Annotated in this window: 19 protein-coding genes and 1 tRNA gene; 7 read left to right on the forward strand and 13 right to left on the reverse strand. The window is 40.7% G+C overall.

The genetic code is table 11. From position 1 onward, the window contains the following. The first annotated feature begins 33 nt into the window (after positions 1 to 33). Positions 34 to 300: a hypothetical protein gene (locus tag ACFQ3Q_RS06060; protein WP_380743932.1), complete on the forward strand. Its 267-nt coding sequence runs from the start codon at positions 34 to 36 to the stop codon at positions 298 to 300. A 14-nt stretch (positions 301 to 314) separates the two neighbouring features. Next, positions 315 to 388, forward strand: a tRNA-Thr gene (locus tag ACFQ3Q_RS06065). A gap of 118 nt (positions 389 to 506) precedes the next feature. On the opposite strand, the gene ACFQ3Q_RS06070 is transcribed toward ACFQ3Q_RS06065, so the two are convergent. From ACFQ3Q_RS06070 to ACFQ3Q_RS06095, 6 genes are all read right to left on the reverse strand, one after another. Next, on the reverse strand, positions 507 to 1,250 hold the full coding sequence (locus ACFQ3Q_RS06070) for a DUF4369 domain-containing protein (RefSeq protein ID WP_380743934.1): 744 nt from the start codon (positions 1,248 to 1,250) through the stop codon (positions 507 to 509). A gap of 52 nt (positions 1,251 to 1,302) precedes the next feature. After that, positions 1,303 to 2,568, reverse strand: coding sequence for a DUF819 family protein (locus ACFQ3Q_RS06075; protein WP_380743936.1), 1,266 nt, complete (start codon positions 2,566 to 2,568; stop codon positions 1,303 to 1,305). 66 nt (positions 2,569 to 2,634) lie between these two features. After that, the gene (locus ACFQ3Q_RS06080; protein WP_380743938.1) at positions 2,635 to 3,450 is read right to left on the reverse strand and encodes an HAD family hydrolase; all 816 of its coding nucleotides are present in this window, start codon (positions 3,448 to 3,450) and stop codon (positions 2,635 to 2,637) included. Between the two features lie 3 nt (positions 3,451 to 3,453). Beyond that, positions 3,454 to 3,618 (reverse strand): Arc family DNA binding domain-containing protein, encoded by a 165-nt coding sequence (locus ACFQ3Q_RS06085; protein WP_380743940.1) that lies wholly within the window; start codon positions 3,616 to 3,618, stop codon positions 3,454 to 3,456. Position 3,619: 1 nt separating this feature from the next. Beyond that, positions 3,620 to 4,561: an alpha/beta hydrolase family protein gene (locus ACFQ3Q_RS06090; RefSeq protein ID WP_380743942.1), complete on the reverse strand. Its 942-nt coding sequence runs from the start codon at positions 4,559 to 4,561 to the stop codon at positions 3,620 to 3,622. Between the two features lie 25 nt (positions 4,562 to 4,586). Then, positions 4,587 to 5,447, reverse strand: coding sequence for an SPFH domain-containing protein (locus tag ACFQ3Q_RS06095; protein WP_380743944.1), 861 nt, complete (start codon positions 5,445 to 5,447; stop codon positions 4,587 to 4,589). A 123-nt stretch (positions 5,448 to 5,570) separates the two neighbouring features. On the opposite strand from ACFQ3Q_RS06095, the gene ACFQ3Q_RS06100 reads away from it, so the two are divergent. Beyond that, on the forward strand, positions 5,571 to 6,353 hold the full coding sequence (locus ACFQ3Q_RS06100) for a S1/P1 nuclease (protein ID WP_380743945.1): 783 nt from the start codon (positions 5,571 to 5,573) through the stop codon (positions 6,351 to 6,353). Here the strand turns inward: ACFQ3Q_RS06100 and ACFQ3Q_RS06105 are convergent, their stop codons facing one another. From ACFQ3Q_RS06105 to htpG, 4 genes are all read right to left on the reverse strand, one after another. Next, the gene (locus ACFQ3Q_RS06105) at positions 6,354 to 6,938 is read right to left on the reverse strand and encodes an alpha-ketoglutarate-dependent dioxygenase AlkB family protein (protein ID WP_380743947.1); all 585 of its coding nucleotides are present in this window, start codon (positions 6,936 to 6,938) and stop codon (positions 6,354 to 6,356) included. It lies immediately after the preceding gene. Position 6,939: 1 nt separating this feature from the next. Beyond that, positions 6,940 to 7,299, reverse strand: coding sequence for a DoxX family protein (locus ACFQ3Q_RS06110; RefSeq protein ID WP_380743949.1), 360 nt, complete (start codon positions 7,297 to 7,299; stop codon positions 6,940 to 6,942). Between the two features lie 20 nt (positions 7,300 to 7,319). Further along, a complete protein-coding gene (locus ACFQ3Q_RS06115) occupies positions 7,320 to 8,165 on the reverse strand; it encodes a DUF6503 family protein (protein WP_380743951.1) in 846 nt (281 codons plus the stop codon). 103 nt (positions 8,166 to 8,268) lie between these two features. Then, entirely contained in the window at positions 8,269 to 10,155 is a 1,887-nt protein-coding gene (gene htpG, locus ACFQ3Q_RS06120) for a molecular chaperone HtpG (protein WP_380743953.1), read from the reverse strand. Between the two features lie 218 nt (positions 10,156 to 10,373). On the opposite strand from htpG, the gene ACFQ3Q_RS06125 reads away from it, so the two are divergent. The 3 genes from ACFQ3Q_RS06125 to ACFQ3Q_RS06135 all read left to right on the forward strand — a co-directional run bounded on the left by ACFQ3Q_RS06125 (position 10,374) and on the right by ACFQ3Q_RS06135 (position 13,582). Then, positions 10,374 to 11,045 (forward strand): TetR family transcriptional regulator C-terminal domain-containing protein, encoded by a 672-nt coding sequence (locus ACFQ3Q_RS06125; RefSeq protein ID WP_380743955.1) that lies wholly within the window; start codon positions 10,374 to 10,376, stop codon positions 11,043 to 11,045. Positions 11,046 to 11,060: 15 nt separating this feature from the next. After that, the gene (locus tag ACFQ3Q_RS06130) at positions 11,061 to 12,371 is read left to right on the forward strand and encodes an ABC1 kinase family protein (RefSeq protein WP_380743956.1); all 1,311 of its coding nucleotides are present in this window, start codon (positions 11,061 to 11,063) and stop codon (positions 12,369 to 12,371) included. Positions 12,372 to 12,571: 200 nt separating this feature from the next. Further along, complete coding sequence (locus ACFQ3Q_RS06135) at positions 12,572 to 13,582, forward strand: 3-oxoacyl-ACP synthase III family protein (protein WP_380743958.1); 1,011 nt, start codon at positions 12,572 to 12,574, stop codon at positions 13,580 to 13,582. A 54-nt stretch (positions 13,583 to 13,636) separates the two neighbouring features. Here the strand turns inward: ACFQ3Q_RS06135 and ACFQ3Q_RS06140 are convergent, their stop codons facing one another. From ACFQ3Q_RS06140 to ACFQ3Q_RS06150, 3 genes are all read right to left on the reverse strand, one after another. Next, a complete protein-coding gene (locus ACFQ3Q_RS06140; protein ID WP_380743960.1) occupies positions 13,637 to 13,831 on the reverse strand; it encodes a hypothetical protein in 195 nt (64 codons plus the stop codon). Further along, positions 13,824 to 14,069 (reverse strand): putative signal transducing protein, encoded by a 246-nt coding sequence (locus tag ACFQ3Q_RS06145; RefSeq protein ID WP_380743962.1) that lies wholly within the window; start codon positions 14,067 to 14,069, stop codon positions 13,824 to 13,826. Before ACFQ3Q_RS06145 ends, ACFQ3Q_RS06140 begins: the two co-directional genes overlap by 8 nt. A gap of 75 nt (positions 14,070 to 14,144) precedes the next feature. After that, positions 14,145 to 14,870 carry a hypothetical protein gene (locus tag ACFQ3Q_RS06150; protein ID WP_380743964.1) on the reverse strand — a complete coding sequence of 242 codons (726 nt, stop codon included), beginning with the start codon at positions 14,868 to 14,870 and terminating at the stop codon, positions 14,145 to 14,147. 568 nt (positions 14,871 to 15,438) lie between these two features. Between ACFQ3Q_RS06150 and ACFQ3Q_RS06155 the strand changes: the two genes are divergently transcribed. Beyond that, complete coding sequence (locus ACFQ3Q_RS06155) at positions 15,439 to 15,924, forward strand: DUF4136 domain-containing protein (protein WP_380743966.1); 486 nt, start codon at positions 15,439 to 15,441, stop codon at positions 15,922 to 15,924. Positions 15,925 to 15,928: the final 4 nt, after the last annotated feature.

Raw genomic sequence — 15,928 nt, forward strand, 5'->3', positions numbered from 1 at the left:
ATAGATTAAATTCGCAGCCGAAATTTATAAGTTATGGCAAGTAAAAGATTGTTAAAAAGGGATGTGAATTATGTGTTGGGCGATATTATTGACGCAGTATACCTGCACCAAATGGCCAATCCCAAAGAAGATACAGCAAAGTCTGAAGCGATAGTTGATGAAGCTATTGCAGATTTTGACGAATTGATCATCAAGATCAATCAAAAAGATGTTGAGAACAAAAAGCAACATTTTAAGGCAATAGAGAAAGACCTTCAGGCCAAAGCTGAAAAGCTGGTTAAGAAAGTAAACGCCTTATAAGATAAATTCAGAGTGCCGATGTAGCTCAGCTGGCTAGAGCAGCTGATTTGTAATCAGCAGGTCGTGGGTTCGAGTCCCTCCATCGGCTCAAAAAAGCTCCTCAATCGAGGGGCTTTTTTATTTTAAAGATAGTTCTGTTTCTGTAAAGGCCATAAAAAAAGCCTCAATTTTGAGGCTTATAATTTTATATGTTTTAGAAAGAATTTTTATTGCTGCTCCTCATCCTCCATTTGAGCCGATAATTTCTTTTCCTGCTCGCGACGTTCCTTGAGAAAATCTTTAAGTTGCTTCCCGTATTTCGATTTCTTGACACCCTTATCCAGTGAGGTGTAAATGGTGTCCAGATACTTGATGTTAGCATCAAAGATCTCAGATAGCGCAAGATATGGAGCGATCTCAAGATCCTTATTGTTGATGGCGAAATTCACCGTATAAAGATATTTTCTCTTCAACAGGTTGTCATAACGCTTGTTGATCTCCATTAATTTGTCTTCGTCTTCGGCCTTCTGGGCTTTGAAATTTTCTTTTATAAGTTCCAAGTTGCTGTCATTGAAGCGGTCCATCATCTTGCGGTATTCTTCCAGTCTTTCCTGGTTCTTTGCCGCCGTGATCTTAGCCTCACTTTCAAAGTTCTTAAGATTGGTGGTAATATTTACCTCTCCTTTCTCAGCGAAAAAATTAAGCCTGTCGTCATATTCTGAGTTGTCAACCTTCTGAAGGTACAGATACATAATTTGCGGACTTTCAATATAGGCCTGCATCGTGAACTGTGAATTTCCATCTACTTTAACTGAATCTACATTCACGACCAAGGTGTCCTCAATTTTCTGAAGGTACACGGTTCCTTTTTTTAGTCCTTTAATATTTCCGTTTACAGTAAGGTTACTTTCTTTTTCTGAACAAGCCGCGAGGCTGATGATCACTAATAAAAGAAGGCTGATTTTTTTCATTTTTTATTCTGGATTTTAGGAGCGCAAATATCTTATATTTTTCGGTTTTATACTAACTCCCCGCTGCTATTTGCATTAATATCGTGGTAAGGATCGCGCCATAGGTCCCAACCACATAACCAAATACTGCAAGTAGTACGCCAACAGTTGCTAACGAAGGGTGGAATGCTGCTGCTACCACCGGGGCTGAAGCGGCTCCTCCAACATTTGCCTGGCTTCCTACCGCAAGGAAAAAGTAAGGGGCTTTAATGATCTTGGCAGTAGCAAAAAGGAATATCACGTGAATGATCATCCAGATCAGCCCGATCCCTATTAGTCCCGGATTATCGAATACCATTCCCAGGTCCATTTTCATACCTATAGTTGCCACAAGGATATAGATGAAAATACTTCCCAGCTTACTGGCTCCGGCACCTTCATACTTCTTCATAGGAGTGAAACTCAGAAATATTCCTATTGCCGTTGCAATGGTGATCATCCAGAAAAAACTGGAAGAAAAGGAGGAAAGCGCACTTTTGCTGTCGTTAAAGACTTCGAAATTGTTCGATAAAAAGCTGGAAATTCCGTCGGCTCCCCAGTGGGCAATTCCTACTGCACCAAAGGCAAGGGCCAGCATTATCATATAATCGGACAATTGTGGGTTTCTTGTTACGCTTGCGGCATAATCTGATACCCTGTCCTTAAGTTGGGTTATTGCCGAATTATCGGCTTTCAGCCATTTGTCCAGTTGTTCGCTTTTTCCGATTCCCATTAAAAGACCGGCCATAAGAAGGTTGGCCACCACAATATCTACCAGTACCATCCCGCCGTAAAGATCGGGGTTGTATTCATAGATCTCCAGCATAGCTGCCTGGTTGGCACCACCGCCAATCCAGCTGCCCGCAATGGTAGACAGGCCTCGCCAAATGGCATCAGGGCCAACCCCGCCAACCGTTTCAGGAGAAATTGCCGAAACTATAAGGATAGCTATCGGTCCGCCAATAATGATTCCCACCGTACCGGCGAAGAACATTATCAGTGCTTTGGGACCAAGGTTGAAAATAGCTTTGAGATCTATACTTAAGGTCATCAAAACCAGGGCAGCGGGCAGCATAAACCTGCTGGCTACATAATAGAGTTGTGATGTGGAATCATCTATTAATCCCGCCGAATTGAAGATGGCGGGGAGTAAATAGCACATTAAAAGTGCAGGAACTACTGAGTAGAATTTTTTCCAAAAACCTTCCTTCTTTGAGGATGTATAGAATACAAAGCCGAGGGCTATCATTAAAAGACCAAAGACAATTGCGTCATTGGTGAAAAGCGGTGTCTTTTCCATAGAAAAATTGTATTTGCGATCGGCAAAATACAATTTTTCTTAAACTCTTCTTAAAGAATAAGACTATTAGTCTTCAGATGTTTTAAACAGTTTTTTAAGGCCTGCTGCAACCCCATCTTCCTTGCCGTGGCCGGTCACTAAATTGGCAACTTCCAGGACTTCCTTCCTCGCATTTGCCACAGCAACTCCCATTCCAACGCCTTTTATCATTTCAACATCATTGTAGTTATCTCCAAAGGCAACACTTTCCTCCGGTTTTAAGTTAAAATGATTTTCCAGCAAGTGGCTAATTGCGGTGAATTTTGAGATTCTTTTGTGGGCAATCTCAAGATAAGTGGGTTTGGAACGATACAGATGAAGTTCATTCGGAAATTCTTTGGTAAGAAAATCTCTGATTTGATCTATTTGTTCTTCGCTCCCCATCGCCATAATCTTGTGGGCGCCTTTGCCTTCGTTCCTCCATTTTTTGATAACATCAGCATTAGACATTACCTCTGGAGTTACCTTGGTATTGTTTTCTTCCCGGTCTGCCCATCTGTCTTTTTGTGGCACATACCATTCGTCATTATGATAAAGACTTAAATGGCAATCTATTCCGGAGTTGAACTCTGAAAGACGATGCATAAGATCTACAGGGATCTCGGTGGAGCTTACCGGTTCATTATCAACAAGTATAAGCCCACCATTATAGCAAATAATTGGCTGATGCTCTATATCAAGATCTTTCTGAAGATGCCTCATTGCTGCGGGCATCCTCGCCGAGATCAGCACAAATGGTAAATGATTAAGCTCTTTGATGGTGTTTTTCGTGTGTTCAGATAATTCCCTTTGGTGATTCAGAAGGGTTCCGTCTATATCTGAAAAAATGATCTGGTAGGGCATGTATTAGTTCTTTTTATTTTTCGGGTGTCTTTTGGCTTCTTTTAAGGATTTGTTCAGCATCCATTCAATCTGCCCATTGGTGCTTCTGAATTCATCAGCAGCCCATTTCTCAATGGCTTTCAGCATCTCTTCATCAACTCTAAGGGCAAATGCTTTCTTGTTACTCATCTTATTGGTTCAGTCCGTTTATAAACTCAATCATTACAGGTAATAGTTCAGGATGTAAAGGCCTGTTGGGTTCGCTGTACGATTTGAAGTTATATAGTGCATCTTCATCTTTTATTTCCCGGAAAACGTGATTCATATTTTCTATGATCACAAGTTTAGATTCCGGAAGGGCGGCATTCAGCATCTCAGCTTCTTTTGGTTCGATCTGCAGGTCTCTGCTCCCGTTGATGATCAGGACGGGGATATTCAGTTTAGAGATCTCCTCAACCGGGTCATATTTGATCCAGGATGCCAGGAAAGGCTGCGTCTCAGGGCGAAATACCGATTGAAGCATAGGATTGTAATCTTCAACCTTTCCCCGCTCTTTTAATTTATTGAAGCTTTCCTGCATACTTTCCTTAAGGTCGGGTGCCTGCTTGCCAACTTGCTCCACGATCATTTTATCGAGGGTCTGGCCGGCACCGGCTAGCGAAATGAAAGCATCGGCTCTTTCCCTTGCAGAAAGGATGCCTACCAGGGAACCCTGACTGTGCCCGGCTATAATAATCCTCTTGTACCGGTCCTCTTTTCTGAAGTACTCTAGAACATTTACTGCATCTTCTATAAAATCTTCGAACCTCAGGTCTTCTTCATTAATCCTGAGGGCATCCATTTTAAAGATGCGTTTGTCATACCTGAAGGAAGCGATGCCATTTTCGGCCAGTTGGCGGGAGATCTTCTTCGAGAAATCACTCTTTTTCATCGGCTGATTCCCATTTCGGTCGGTAGGACCTGAACCCTGAATAAGGATTACCAGTGATTCGGCATCACCCGAAACCGGATTGGTAAGGCTTCCGTCTATATAGGGGTTTATGCTAAGTTCCTCTTCTCTATAAGCTTCTCCCTGGGCAAATGCAGTTGAAATGCCCAGTGTTCCAATTAGGAGTAGAAATAAACGTTTCATATTTCTTCAGTTAGATTGTACAAGCTTAATGATTGAGTGTGCCGGTATTCACGACCGGGGTGGCATCTTTATCGCTACATAAAACAACCATCAAATTACTTACCATAGCTGCACGGCGTTCGGCATCAAGATCTACAAGTTCTTTTTCACTTAGCTCGTGCAGGGCCATTTCTACCATACTTACCGCCCCTTCAACAATTTTATGTCTTGCCGCCACGATAGCTGTTGCCTGTTGCCTTTTTAACATCGCACTGGCAATCTCGTTGGCATAAGCAAGGTACCCAATTCGCGCTTCAAGTACTTCTATCCCGGCTATATCCAGTCTTTCTTCCAATTCCTTTTCCAGGGCATCGCTTACCTCTGCCATACTGGAACGAAGGGTGGTTTCTTCTTCCAGGCCTTCATCGGCAAAGTTATCATAAGGATACATACTTGCAAGCTTTCGTACCGCAGCATCCGTCTGTACAACTACAAAATTCTCGAAATCGTTCACATCAAAAGAAGCCTTGTATGTGTCCAGTACTCTCCATACCAGGATGGTGCTTATCATTATCGGATTCCCCAGTTTGTCGTTTACCTTCAGTCTTTCACTGTCGAAATTACGAGCCCTTAAGGAGATCTTCTTTTTGGTATAAAAAGGGTTTACCCAAAATAGCCCGTTCTTTTTCACCGTCCCTTTATAATCTCCAAAAAGCAGGAGAACCCTGGATTCGTTCGGGTTTACAAGAATGAGTCCCGGCAGGATGAAGATCGAGGCCAGAAACAGAAGGATGAACCACGGGTTCTTCATCATAATAAATCCTGCGATGCTAACTAAGAACAGCACGAGGAACAAAAACAGCATTACATAGCCGTTTGAAGGGGGTAAGTTTTTTTCGGATGTCATATCTAAAAGTATTGGTTGATATTAAAATGATATTATAAATATATTGAATTAAAATTTAAGCTGCTGCAGAAATAACAGGAATTTTACATAGCTATGTTTATATTTGTGCAAAAATCAGAAGATATGAGAATATTTATTGCCCTTGCTTTGTTCGTTCTAACCTGTAATCCCGGCTTTTCAAATAATGAAGACTGGGGAAAGACCGGTCACCGGGCAACCGCTGAGATTGCAGAGGGCCACCTTACCAGGAAAGCTGAACGTGCGATAGAAAATCTACTTGATGGGCGCAGCCTTGCTTTCGTTTCCAATTATGCCGATGATATTAAGAGTGATCCCGATTTTAGACAATTCGGGCCCTGGCATTACGTGAATATAGACCCGGAAGCGGACGAATATGATGAAAAGAAGGCTAATCCTAAAGGAGATCTTGTTCAGGCTATCAGAAAGTGTAAAGAGGTCCTGACAGATAAAGAGGCTTCCCGAGAAGACAAGGTGTTTTACCTAAAGATGCTCGTTCATTTTATGGGAGATCTTCATCAACCTTTTCACGTTGGGAGAGGTTCAGATCGCGGCGGAAATGATATACAGGTTCGCTGGTTTGGCGACGGAACTAACCTTCACAGGGTTTGGGATAGTGATATGATCGATTCTTACGATATGAGCTATACTGAACTGGCCGAAAATACAAAGGAACTTTCTAAAACTAAATTAGACTCCATTAGAAAAGGAGGGTTGTTGGATTGGGTATACGAATCCAGGGGCCTTGCAAATGATTTATATGGTTCGGTTGAAATAGGAGAGAAGCTGGGCTATGAATATATGTATGAAAGGATGCCGATGGTTTTGGAGCAGCTTCAAAAAGGAGGGATAAGACTTGCAAAAGTGCTTAACGAGATCTTCGGATAGTTATTTGATCTTTCTGAAAGTGAGATTTATCCGGGGGGCTGTCACCTTTTTTGTTTTTGGAATCTGATGTTTCCAGAAATGCTGGGTAAGCCCCTGCATTAAAAATAAACTACCATTTTCAAGCCTGAGCTTATGCTTCAGGCTTTTTTCTTGCTTGTGTTTTAAATGGAACATTCGCTCGGCACCCAGGCTTACGGATGCGATCACAGGATTTTTTCCGAGTTCCTTTTCATCATCGGCGTGCCAGCCCATGCTGTCCTGCCCGTCGCGGTAAAGGTTAGCAAGACAGGTGGTGAATTTTGTACCGCACACCTCTTCAGCTCTATGTTTAATTTTAAGCAGTGGTTCCGGAAATTCGTCCGGTTGCATTGTAATTCCCGAATAGGTGTAAGGTTTCGCGTTATCGGCAAATAAAGCGGTTAACCGTGGCTGTAAATGTTCTTTGCCGAATAATTTGATTTTATCCTGTCGCCAGGGAAATTCTTCAATGAAGATCTTTAAAAATTGCTGTGCTTCTTTTTCCACTAAAAAATCCCGGTAATAAATTAGATCGGAATCAGGTAATATGATCTTTTCTTCCTGCATATTATAAAGGCAAATAAAATAGCGCCCACCAGATTAATAAAAACTGAAGCGGAATGCGCAGGATCAGGACCCATTTTGGTAAACCGGCACCGGCCTTCGGAGAGCTGAGCATATAGAAATGAACAAGCAGGAATAAGAACAACATTAAAATGATCGCGTAGATAGACCAGTTCTTGGTTTCAGGAAAGCAAAGACCTGCTCCAAGTGCGATCTCTGCAAGTCCGCTGAGGTAGACCAGCGTTTTGTGTGCGGGTAAATACCGGGGCATTATTCGCATATACATTTTTGGCCGGATAAAATGAAAAATTCCGGCAAGTACATACATAAATGCCATTAGATATAGGTGCCAGGGATACTGCATAATTTCAGGTTAAGATAAATTTATTTTTCGATGATCTTAGCATCTTCCGGTTTCTCAAAAAATGAAACAGAAGGATCAAAAAACTGGATATTTGAGATCCTGGCCGATCCAATCTCGTCTTCTATTCCGTTTTCTTCAGACCAGTTATGAAAACTCCAGAGGGTGGCAAATGGCACCTGGTTTATGGTTTTATAGTCTTTATAGACTATGGCGTGAGGATTCTTTTCGGCTTCAGACTGATCTTTGTTGAAGGTCACTATATAAGCGGCGGCCTTCAACCTGCCGGTCTTTTCATCTTTATAAACCACATACCAATCATCCGGGGCGTCCCCTATATTTTCTCCAAAAGTTAGTTTTGCGGTTTCTCTAAGGCTGTCTTTAAACCTGGTTTTTCCCATAAGCTCCCAATTAGTGCCGGGATCTGTCAGTTTAAATGGCATTGCGAAAAAATACTGCCAGGTGAACATATCGAAACGAGCTCCTTTTTCATCAGCCGCCTTGGGACTCATATAAACATTAGAACCGTCATAGATGAGGGAAGTGCCATCAGCTTTTTCAAGTCTTACTTTACCCGAGTTGGTAAGCATAGATATTCTTCCGTTCAATCTTTCCTTACCGCCAAATCTCAGACTGATATCAAAAGCAACAGCTTCTCTTGTTCTGAATTCTTTCTTATTATGCGCCTGCTCGATGCTTGTTGCAAAGGCGACAGCCGGTGAGACCGCCCCGTCACCAATCCCATTCCCGGGCTCGGCAGGAATATTTTTCTCTTCAGGTTGTTCAGGACCTTCAGCTCCTTTTTTTTCCGTACTTTCTTTACAGGCCAAAAAGCTGAGAATGATCAATAAGGAGAGGAGGTTTTTCATTTTTGCAATTTTATGAGGGAATATACAAAAGTTTTTAGGGCATCAAATAAAAAAACCGCTTTCCCCTGAGGTAAAGCGGTTTCTTCAATCAATTGGAATTAACTTATTTCACCATATCGAAACTACGTTTGATGAAAGCGGTTAACTCTTCCCCTTTCAGTAGGTTCTGAGAAAGCCTCGCAAGGTCAAGCGATTGCTTGATCAAACGCTCCTGTTTCTTTGCTGTTTTGGTGTTCAGGATCTCTGAAATTAACGGGTGGTTGGTGTTGACCACCAGGTTGTACATTTCCGGCATATTGCCCATACCGAACATACCGCCGCCACCGGTTTGCTGCATCTCCTTCATTCTTCTCATAAATTCAGGCTGCGTGATAAGCATAGGCGCGGCGTCGCTGTCCATTGCCTCCAGCTGTACCGTATACTTTTCTTTTGGGACTACCTTTTCAAAGTCTTCCTTAAGTTTCTCTTTCTCTTCTTCAGAAAGCTTAGAGATCTTTTCATCATCTTTCTTAATAAGATTGTCTGCGTGGTCGGCATCTACTCTTACGAAAGAGATCTTCTCTTTTTCACTTTCCATCTTCTGCAGCAGGTGAGAAACTATTGGAGAATCAAGAAGCAATACCTGGTATCCTTTTGCTTTGGCAGCCTCAATATAGCTGTGCTGCTCATTTTCGTTAGATGCGTAAAGCACCACAAGGTTACCATCCTTATCGGTCTGGTTGTCTTTAATTTTCTCTTCAAGTTCATCAAAAGTATAGTAATCTCCGTCTACAGTTGGATAAAGGGCAAATTTCTGAGCTTTTTCAAAGAACTTATCTTCAGATAGCATCCCGTATTCAATAACGATCTTAATGTCATTCCATTTCTTTTCGAAATCTTCACGGTTGTTATTGAAAAGACTCTTCAGTTTATCTGCAACTTTTCTGGTGATATAGCTTGAGATCTTCTTCACATTTCCGTCTGCCTGAAGGTAAGACCGGGAAACGTTCAGCGGAATATCAGGAGAATCGATCACCCCGCGCAACATCGTAAGGAATTCTGGAACGATCCCTTCTACGTTATCGGTTACGAAAACCTGGTTCTGGTATAGCTGAATTTTATCTCTCTGGATGTTCATATCCTGCGTCATCTTAGGGAAATAAAGAATCCCGGTAAGATTGAAAGGATAATCTACGTTAAGGTGAATATGAAATAAGGGCTCCTCGAACTGCATCGGGTAAAGCTCACGGTAAAAGCTGTTGTAATCTTCATCCTGAAGCTCGGTAGGCTGTTTGGTCCAGGCCGGTTCAGGATTGTTGATGATATTGTCTACCGTTTTGGTATCCGGTTTTGCATCCTCAGGTGCATCTTCAGGTAATGGTAAAGTCTCTTCCTTTGTTCCGAATTTGATCGGGATGGGCATAAACTTGTTATACTTTACCAATAGCTCCTGGATACGGTTCTCTTCAAGGAATTCCTTGTCATCATCATTGATATGAAGGATGATCTCTGTTCCGCGTTCTTTCTTATCTGCATCCTCCAGGGTGAATTCGGTAGTACCTTCACATACCCAGTGTGCCGCGGGAGCATCTTTGTAAGATTTGGTGATGATCTCTACTTTGTTGGCCACCATAAAGGCAGAATAGAAACCAAGACCAAAATGGCCAATTATACCACTGTCTTTCGCGGAGTCTTTATACTTTTCAAGGAACTCTTCGGCTCCTGAAAAAGCTACCTCGTTAATGTATTTCTCAACTTCTTCTTTGGTCATCCCCACTCCCTGGTCGATCACGTGAAGTTTTTTGTTTTCCTTATCGATCTTTACCTCAATAACGGGATCTCCATATTCTACACTGGTCTCGCCAATATCAGCAAGATGCTTCAGCTTTAGCGTAGCGTCGGTAGCGTTAGAGATAAGCTCTCTAAGAAAAATTTCGTGGTCGCTGTATAAGAATTTCTTTATCAGCGGAAAAATGTTCTCAACAGATACATTAATGTTTCCGGTTGCCATATATTTTTATTTTTTATTAATCAATTTCACCTCTCATTAGTCAAAAAAAGTACCAAGTTAGGTGCGCTGACAAACTGACATAACTTGTAATTTGACAGACTGGTTCTCGTCTAAGTTTTTGAAAATCAAAATCCCTTCTTCATATTTAACAAAACTTTCTGTTTAATATTTTGAATTAAAAGTTAAACAAGAGTATTTTTGAAATAAGAATTTAAATTATGGCAACTGCTAAGAGAAATACAACTAAGAAAGAATCCTTAACCCGTGATAAACTTATAGGGCTGTATATGGATTATGTGCTCGAAAACGGAAAGGAGCCTGGTACGGTTTATAAGTTTTGTAAGGAAAATAAAATTAAAGAAGAAGATTTCTATAAGTTTTATGGAAGCTTTGAAGGCCTTCAGAAGGGTATATGGGAAAGGTTCTTCGAGCATACTGTAGCCGTACTTCATAAAAGTAAGGAGTATGAATCTTTCTCGAGTCGTGAAAAGATGCTCACCTTTTACTTCACTTTCTTTGAAAATCTTACGGCCAACAGAAGCTACGTACTTTTCGCTTTAAAACAGCACGAAATGCCGCTGAAGAATCTAAGTCAGTTAAAACTTCTTCGGAAGAGAGTGAAGTCCTATTCCAGGGATCTGATAAAAGAAGGAAATAAAGATAAGCCGTTTAAATTGTTGCAGCAGTCTGAAATGTTTTTTTCAGAAGCAGTGTGGGTGCAGTTTTTATTTCTGCTGAAATTCTGGATGGATGATAATTCAGCGCAATTTGAGAGTACCGATGTTGCAATAGAGAAATCAGTGAACACTGCTTTTGATGTTTTCGATAATACTCCCCTGGAGAGAATTGTCGATTTTGGAAAATTCCTGTGGAAGGAAAAGATGGTATAATGCGGAAAGGGATAAATGAAGACGATAGATAAAATACCAACAGGAAAGATAGGGCGCACCTCCAAACTGGTTAAGACCGGGGTAAAGATAGGGGGGAATTACCTTAAATATTATGGTAAGAAAGCCCTGGATTCTAAACTTACAAGGGACGAACTCGATGAGAGTAACGCCGAAGACATATACAATTCTTTAAAAAGCCTGAAGGGGAGTGCTTTAAAAGTGGCTCAAATGCTTTCTATGGAAAAGAATCTGCTTCCTACGGCTTATGTAGAAAAATTCAGCCTGGCGCAATTTAGCGTTCCGCCATTATCTGCACCACTGGTTAGAAAGACCTTTAAGAAATACCACGGGGCTTACCCTGAGGAACTGTATGATACGTTTGCAACCCAGTCTGTGAATGCTGCCAGTATTGGCCAGGTTCACCAGGCAACTAAAGATGGGAAAAAACTTGCTGTGAAAATCCAATATCCGGGGGTTGCAGACAGTATCAGCTCAGATCTTGCGATGGTCAAGCCTATCGCCTTGAGTATGTTCAATATGCAGGGTCAAGATTCTGAAAAATATTTCAAAGAGGTGGAGTCCAAACTTTTGGAGGAAACTGACTATAAGCTTGAATTACAGCAAAGCCGGGAAATCTCTGAAGCCTGTTCAGCAATCGGCAATCTCAGATTCCCGAAATATTATGAAGAACTTTCCAGTGAACGGATTATTACGATGGACTGGATGGAAGGCCGTCACCTGAGCGAGTTTGCAAAGCTAAATACCGATCAGGAAAAGGCTGACAAGATAGGGCAGGCGCTCTGGGATTTCTATATGTTCCAGATCCACGGATTGAAGGCCGTACATGCCGATCCGCATCCCGGTAATTTCCTTGTAGACAAGGACACAAACCTTATTGCCATAGATTTTGGCTGTGTTAAGCGATTGCCTGAAGAATTCTATACCCCGTATTTTGAACTGACCAAAAAAGAGAACTTTGAAAACACTGAATTTTTCAGAGAAAAACTGACGGAATTAGAGATACTGAGACCAGATGATTCAGAAAAGGAAACGAAATATTTTTCTGAGATGTATTATAATATGCTTAGTCTTTTTACAATTCCCTTACAGGCTGAGACATTCAATTTTGCCGATGATGAACTTTTGAACTCCATTGCCGGACTAAGTGAAAGATACAGTATGGATAAAGAGCTTCGAAGAATGAACGGAAACAGGGGGAGTAAACATTTTCTCTATATAAGCAGAACATTTATGGGCTTATATAGTCTTCTGAATGCCCTTGGTGCAAAAATTAAAATTAACTCATACACAAGGTATATAGAATAATTATTGGTTGATTTATTGGTTAGGTTGTGGAAGAGCGCAATTTTCGATTTGGAAAATGCGCTCTTCTTTTTTTATGACCATATAAAAAATACTCCTGTGTGGTCTTAAGTAGATGTTAATCTTTATTATCTTGCGCCTGCACATTTTATTAAATGCTTAATTTTAAAGGAGATAAATTATAATATCATAAAAAATAACATATGTATCAGTCTAAAATTGCCGGATTAGGAAGTTATGTGCCTGAGAATGTAGTGACTAATGATGACCTGGCTAAAATTATGGATACCAATGATGAATGGATCCAGGAACGTACCGGAATCAAAGAAAGAAGGCATATAAAGAAAGGTGATGGTAATACCACTGCCACTATGGGGGTAAAAGCCGCCAAGATCGCAATTGAAAGGGCAGGAATTTCCAAAGATGATATCGAACTAATTGTTTTTGCTACGTTGAGCCCTGATTATTATTTCCCTGGATGTGGAGTTCAGGTACAGGAAATGCTTGATATAAATACTTGCCCGGCTCTTGATGTAAGAAACCAGTGTAGTGGATTTGTCTATGCACTTTCGGTTGCAGACCAATACATAAAAACAGGGATGTATAAGAACGTTCTTGTTATTGGAAGTGAAAACCATAGTGGAGGTCTTGATATGACCACCCGTGGCCGTTCGGTTTCGGTGATTTTTGGAGATGGTGCAGGAGCAGCCGTGCTTAGCAGAAGTGATCATAACGGGCAGGGAATACTGTCTACCCATCTTCATTCAGAAGGGAAACACGCTTTGGAACTTTCCCTTAAGGGGCCAAGTACCAACCATTGGGTGCCGGAGATCATTGCTGAAAATCCTCAGGGAGATGATATTCCTTATTACCCGCATATGAACGGGCAGTTCGTTTTCAAGAATGCCGTAGTTCGTTTTTCTGAAGTGATCAACGAAGGCCTTCAGGCTAACGGGCTTGAAGTGAAAGATATAGATATGTTGATACCGCACCAGGCGAATCTTAGGATCTCTCAGTTCATTCAGCAGAAATTTAAGCTAAGCGATGAGCAGGTATTCAATAATATCCAGAAATATGGAAATACAACTGCAGCCTCTATCCCAATTGCTTTAACCGAAGCCTGGGAAAAGGGTAAGATCAAAGAGGAAGATGTAGTGGTGCTGGCAGCCTTTGGTAGTGGATTTACCTGGGCCAGTGCAATAATAAGCTGGTAAGCATCAAATTCATTTAAATAAAAAAAGCCGTGATCACGGCTTTTTTTATTTTATTTATCGGGAGCCTTTGTAATATTTATAGAGGTCGTAAATCCCAAACAAGACAAAACCTATGGCTAAAATAAGCCTGAAGGTGTCCTTTTCTATAGTGACTGTGTAATCATAGATTCTGTAACTCCCGTACAGCAAAAAGGCAATTCCTAATACAAGATTCCAGATGTTTCTTTTTCCGGTGGGGTTGTTATTCATCTTTGTAATCTTTCGGGAAGGTGGATTTTGCGATTTTCAGAGCTTCGTCATAATGACTTTTTATAACAAATAATTGTACCTGTCCCGGTAAACCGCCTCCGAATCCGGCTCTCAAGCCCGAGTCAAAATCATTTCTTACCCTTGATGAAATCCCGGCTTTGTCAAATAACTCCTGCAGGTACTGTACATTTGTTTCAGAACCTGTATAAACACGTTCATAACTTTCTTCTGTACTCATAATTTGATTGTTTAGTTAGCCTAAATTACAAATTAGCAAGCGGTATTGGGGATATTTTATACTGAAATTAACTTTCTAGGCATTATAATATTTGCTTCGCCATATGGCAGAACTGAAGTTTTTTCCTTTTTTGAATCCGAAGAAAATTGCCAGCCCTGCTATCCATTTGAAGATAAAAAAGAAGATCATAAAAAATTCGGCCGTGGTTTGCCGGTAGGAGAACATTCCTTCAGGAACCATTAAAGCCAGCAAGAAACTGGTGGCAAGAAGAAGAATCGCGAAGTTTTCGAGTGTCTTAAAGGGCCACATGAGTGTTTTTCTTAGGGGATGCAGGTCTCCTCCCCATTTATGCACAAGGTAAAAATAATCATTTCCCATAGGGGCCATCAGTAAGGGATCGTCGGCATTTTCAAGTTTAAATAGTTTGGAAGGAGCAATAATCTTGAAACCTTTCAGACTGATATTATGGTTTTTTTCAATTTCTTTTATTCTGATAAGTGCGTCATAGGGAATTTCTCCTTTAAAATATTTACTATCCAGGAATCTAAGCCTGTAATCTATACAGATCTTTTCAATATCTGATAAATGAAATATTCTTTCAGATTCGAGAAGGTCAAAATTAAAATTATTACTTTCTACGGCATCTCCTTCGGTAAGATTTTCGATTATAGCTACATCACTTATCTCCTGCTCCCTGAAGATATCATTGATTTGGTCAAGCAGATTTTCCTGGCTTATCCTTTTATTCCGGGTTTTGAGTAGTTGCTTTTCGACATTGGTACGGGCAAGATTCCACTTCATTTTCTCTTTCTTTAGCAATCCCCACTAAATTAGGTATTTAACTTTAAAAATACAATTGGTTGTAAGTTGTCAGGAGGGGTTTAACACTAATCCGGCTGTTTGACAAAGGTTAATTTTATCACAACCTGAATGTTTTTGGGAACCTAGCGAAGTCTACCCTATTAACTTTCCGGATAATAAAATAAACCGGTATTGTAAGCAAATCAGAAATTGCGCTCGTTAGATCTAATGTTTTAAATACCATAGTGTATTTTCTCAACGTGGCGGAGGGCAAAATATATTTCTCAAAGAATTTATTCCGGAATTTTACCCTGTCTGAAGATAATGCCAGATTATTGGGAGTAGTTATAAGACGACCGGGGAACGGTCGTTTTTGCATTGTTAAAAATTTTTAAAAGGCCTGGTTTCATTTTTGATTGGGGCCTGCAAACCTTATTTTGATGAAAAATTGCATCTGAAAAAGAATTTATTTATGAAAAAACTGAAATTTCCACTATTGGTATTTATTACCGGATTAGTGATGACTGCTTGCGGCCCTGGAAAGAGTGATTCAAAAAATTCGGCGAAAATGCTTAAGAAATCCGATTCTTATGCCTTCCTGCCTAATAAGGATACCATTATGAGTCGGGATTATGATAACGACAGAATTCACGAGGTTATGGTCGAGACCATAAATTCTAATATGCGAGATGAGGGTTACTACCTGGACACCCTGCAACCCGATGTGCTAATTTATGTGCATACCATGTTCGATGCAAAAGCCGACATTAATGCTAACCCGGTTTATACCGACTATTCGTATTACAGGCCGGGTCATTATATTGGGCCATATTATAAGCCTTATGTCTACGAGAACTACTTTACCATCCAAAGACTGAGTGGTGACAATATAGCTCAGGCTCCTTATCGGGAAAGCTCTCTTGTAATCGACTTTATAAACAGAGAAAATAATAAGATCATTTGGAGAGGGACTAGTTCTGAAGAGATTGAGACCCGAAGAATAGAAAAAGAAGTGAGAAACTATGTAGATGAAATTTTTAAGAAATTCCCCTGATATT

It is taken from the genome of Salegentibacter chungangensis, from assembly GCF_042678405.1.
Lineage (GTDB): Bacteria > Bacteroidota > Bacteroidia > Flavobacteriales > Flavobacteriaceae > Salegentibacter_A > Salegentibacter_A chungangensis.

Bases quoted from the DNA above. Each gene is read 5' to 3' on its own strand.
- ACFQ3Q_RS06095 (WP_380743944.1), bottom strand. From the start codon at position 5,447: ATGACATCCGAAAAAAACTTACCCCCTTCAAACGGCTATGTAATGCTG.
- ACFQ3Q_RS06145 (WP_380743962.1), bottom strand. From the start codon at position 14,069: ATGAGTACAGAAGAAAGTTATGAACGTGTTTATACAGGTTCTGAAACA.
- ACFQ3Q_RS06060 (WP_380743932.1), top strand. From the start codon at position 34: ATGGCAAGTAAAAGATTGTTAAAAAGGGATGTGAATTATGTGTTGGGC.
- ACFQ3Q_RS06135 (WP_380743958.1), top strand. From the start codon at position 12,572: ATGTATCAGTCTAAAATTGCCGGATTAGGAAGTTATGTGCCTGAGAAT.
- ACFQ3Q_RS06105 (WP_380743947.1), bottom strand. From the start codon at position 6,938: ATGCAGGAAGAAAAGATCATATTACCTGATTCCGATCTAATTTATTAC.
- ACFQ3Q_RS06115 (WP_380743951.1), bottom strand. From the start codon at position 8,165: ATGAAAAACCTCCTCTCCTTATTGATCATTCTCAGCTTTTTGGCCTGT.
- htpG (WP_380743953.1), bottom strand. From the start codon at position 10,155: ATGGCAACCGGAAACATTAATGTATCTGTTGAGAACATTTTTCCGCTG.
- ACFQ3Q_RS06130 (WP_380743956.1), top strand. From the start codon at position 11,061: ATGAAGACGATAGATAAAATACCAACAGGAAAGATAGGGCGCACCTCC.
- ACFQ3Q_RS06125 (WP_380743955.1), top strand. From the start codon at position 10,374: ATGGCAACTGCTAAGAGAAATACAACTAAGAAAGAATCCTTAACCCGT.
- ACFQ3Q_RS06150 (WP_380743964.1), bottom strand. From the start codon at position 14,870: ATGAAGTGGAATCTTGCCCGTACCAATGTCGAAAAGCAACTACTCAAA.
- ACFQ3Q_RS06075 (WP_380743936.1), bottom strand. From the start codon at position 2,568: ATGGAAAAGACACCGCTTTTCACCAATGACGCAATTGTCTTTGGTCTT.
- ACFQ3Q_RS06155 (WP_380743966.1), top strand. From the start codon at position 15,439: ATGCTTAAGAAATCCGATTCTTATGCCTTCCTGCCTAATAAGGATACC.
- ACFQ3Q_RS06085 (WP_380743940.1), bottom strand. From the start codon at position 3,618: ATGAGTAACAAGAAAGCATTTGCCCTTAGAGTTGATGAAGAGATGCTG.
- ACFQ3Q_RS06080 (WP_380743938.1), bottom strand. From the start codon at position 3,450: ATGCCCTACCAGATCATTTTTTCAGATATAGACGGAACCCTTCTGAAT.
- ACFQ3Q_RS06070 (WP_380743934.1), bottom strand. From the start codon at position 1,250: ATGAAAAAAATCAGCCTTCTTTTATTAGTGATCATCAGCCTCGCGGCT.
- ACFQ3Q_RS06110 (WP_380743949.1), bottom strand. From the start codon at position 7,299: ATGCAGTATCCCTGGCACCTATATCTAATGGCATTTATGTATGTACTT.
- ACFQ3Q_RS06090 (WP_380743942.1), bottom strand. From the start codon at position 4,561: ATGAAACGTTTATTTCTACTCCTAATTGGAACACTGGGCATTTCAACT.
- ACFQ3Q_RS06100 (WP_380743945.1), top strand. From the start codon at position 5,571: ATGAGAATATTTATTGCCCTTGCTTTGTTCGTTCTAACCTGTAATCCC.
- ACFQ3Q_RS06140 (WP_380743960.1), bottom strand. From the start codon at position 13,831: ATGAATAACAACCCCACCGGAAAAAGAAACATCTGGAATCTTGTATTA.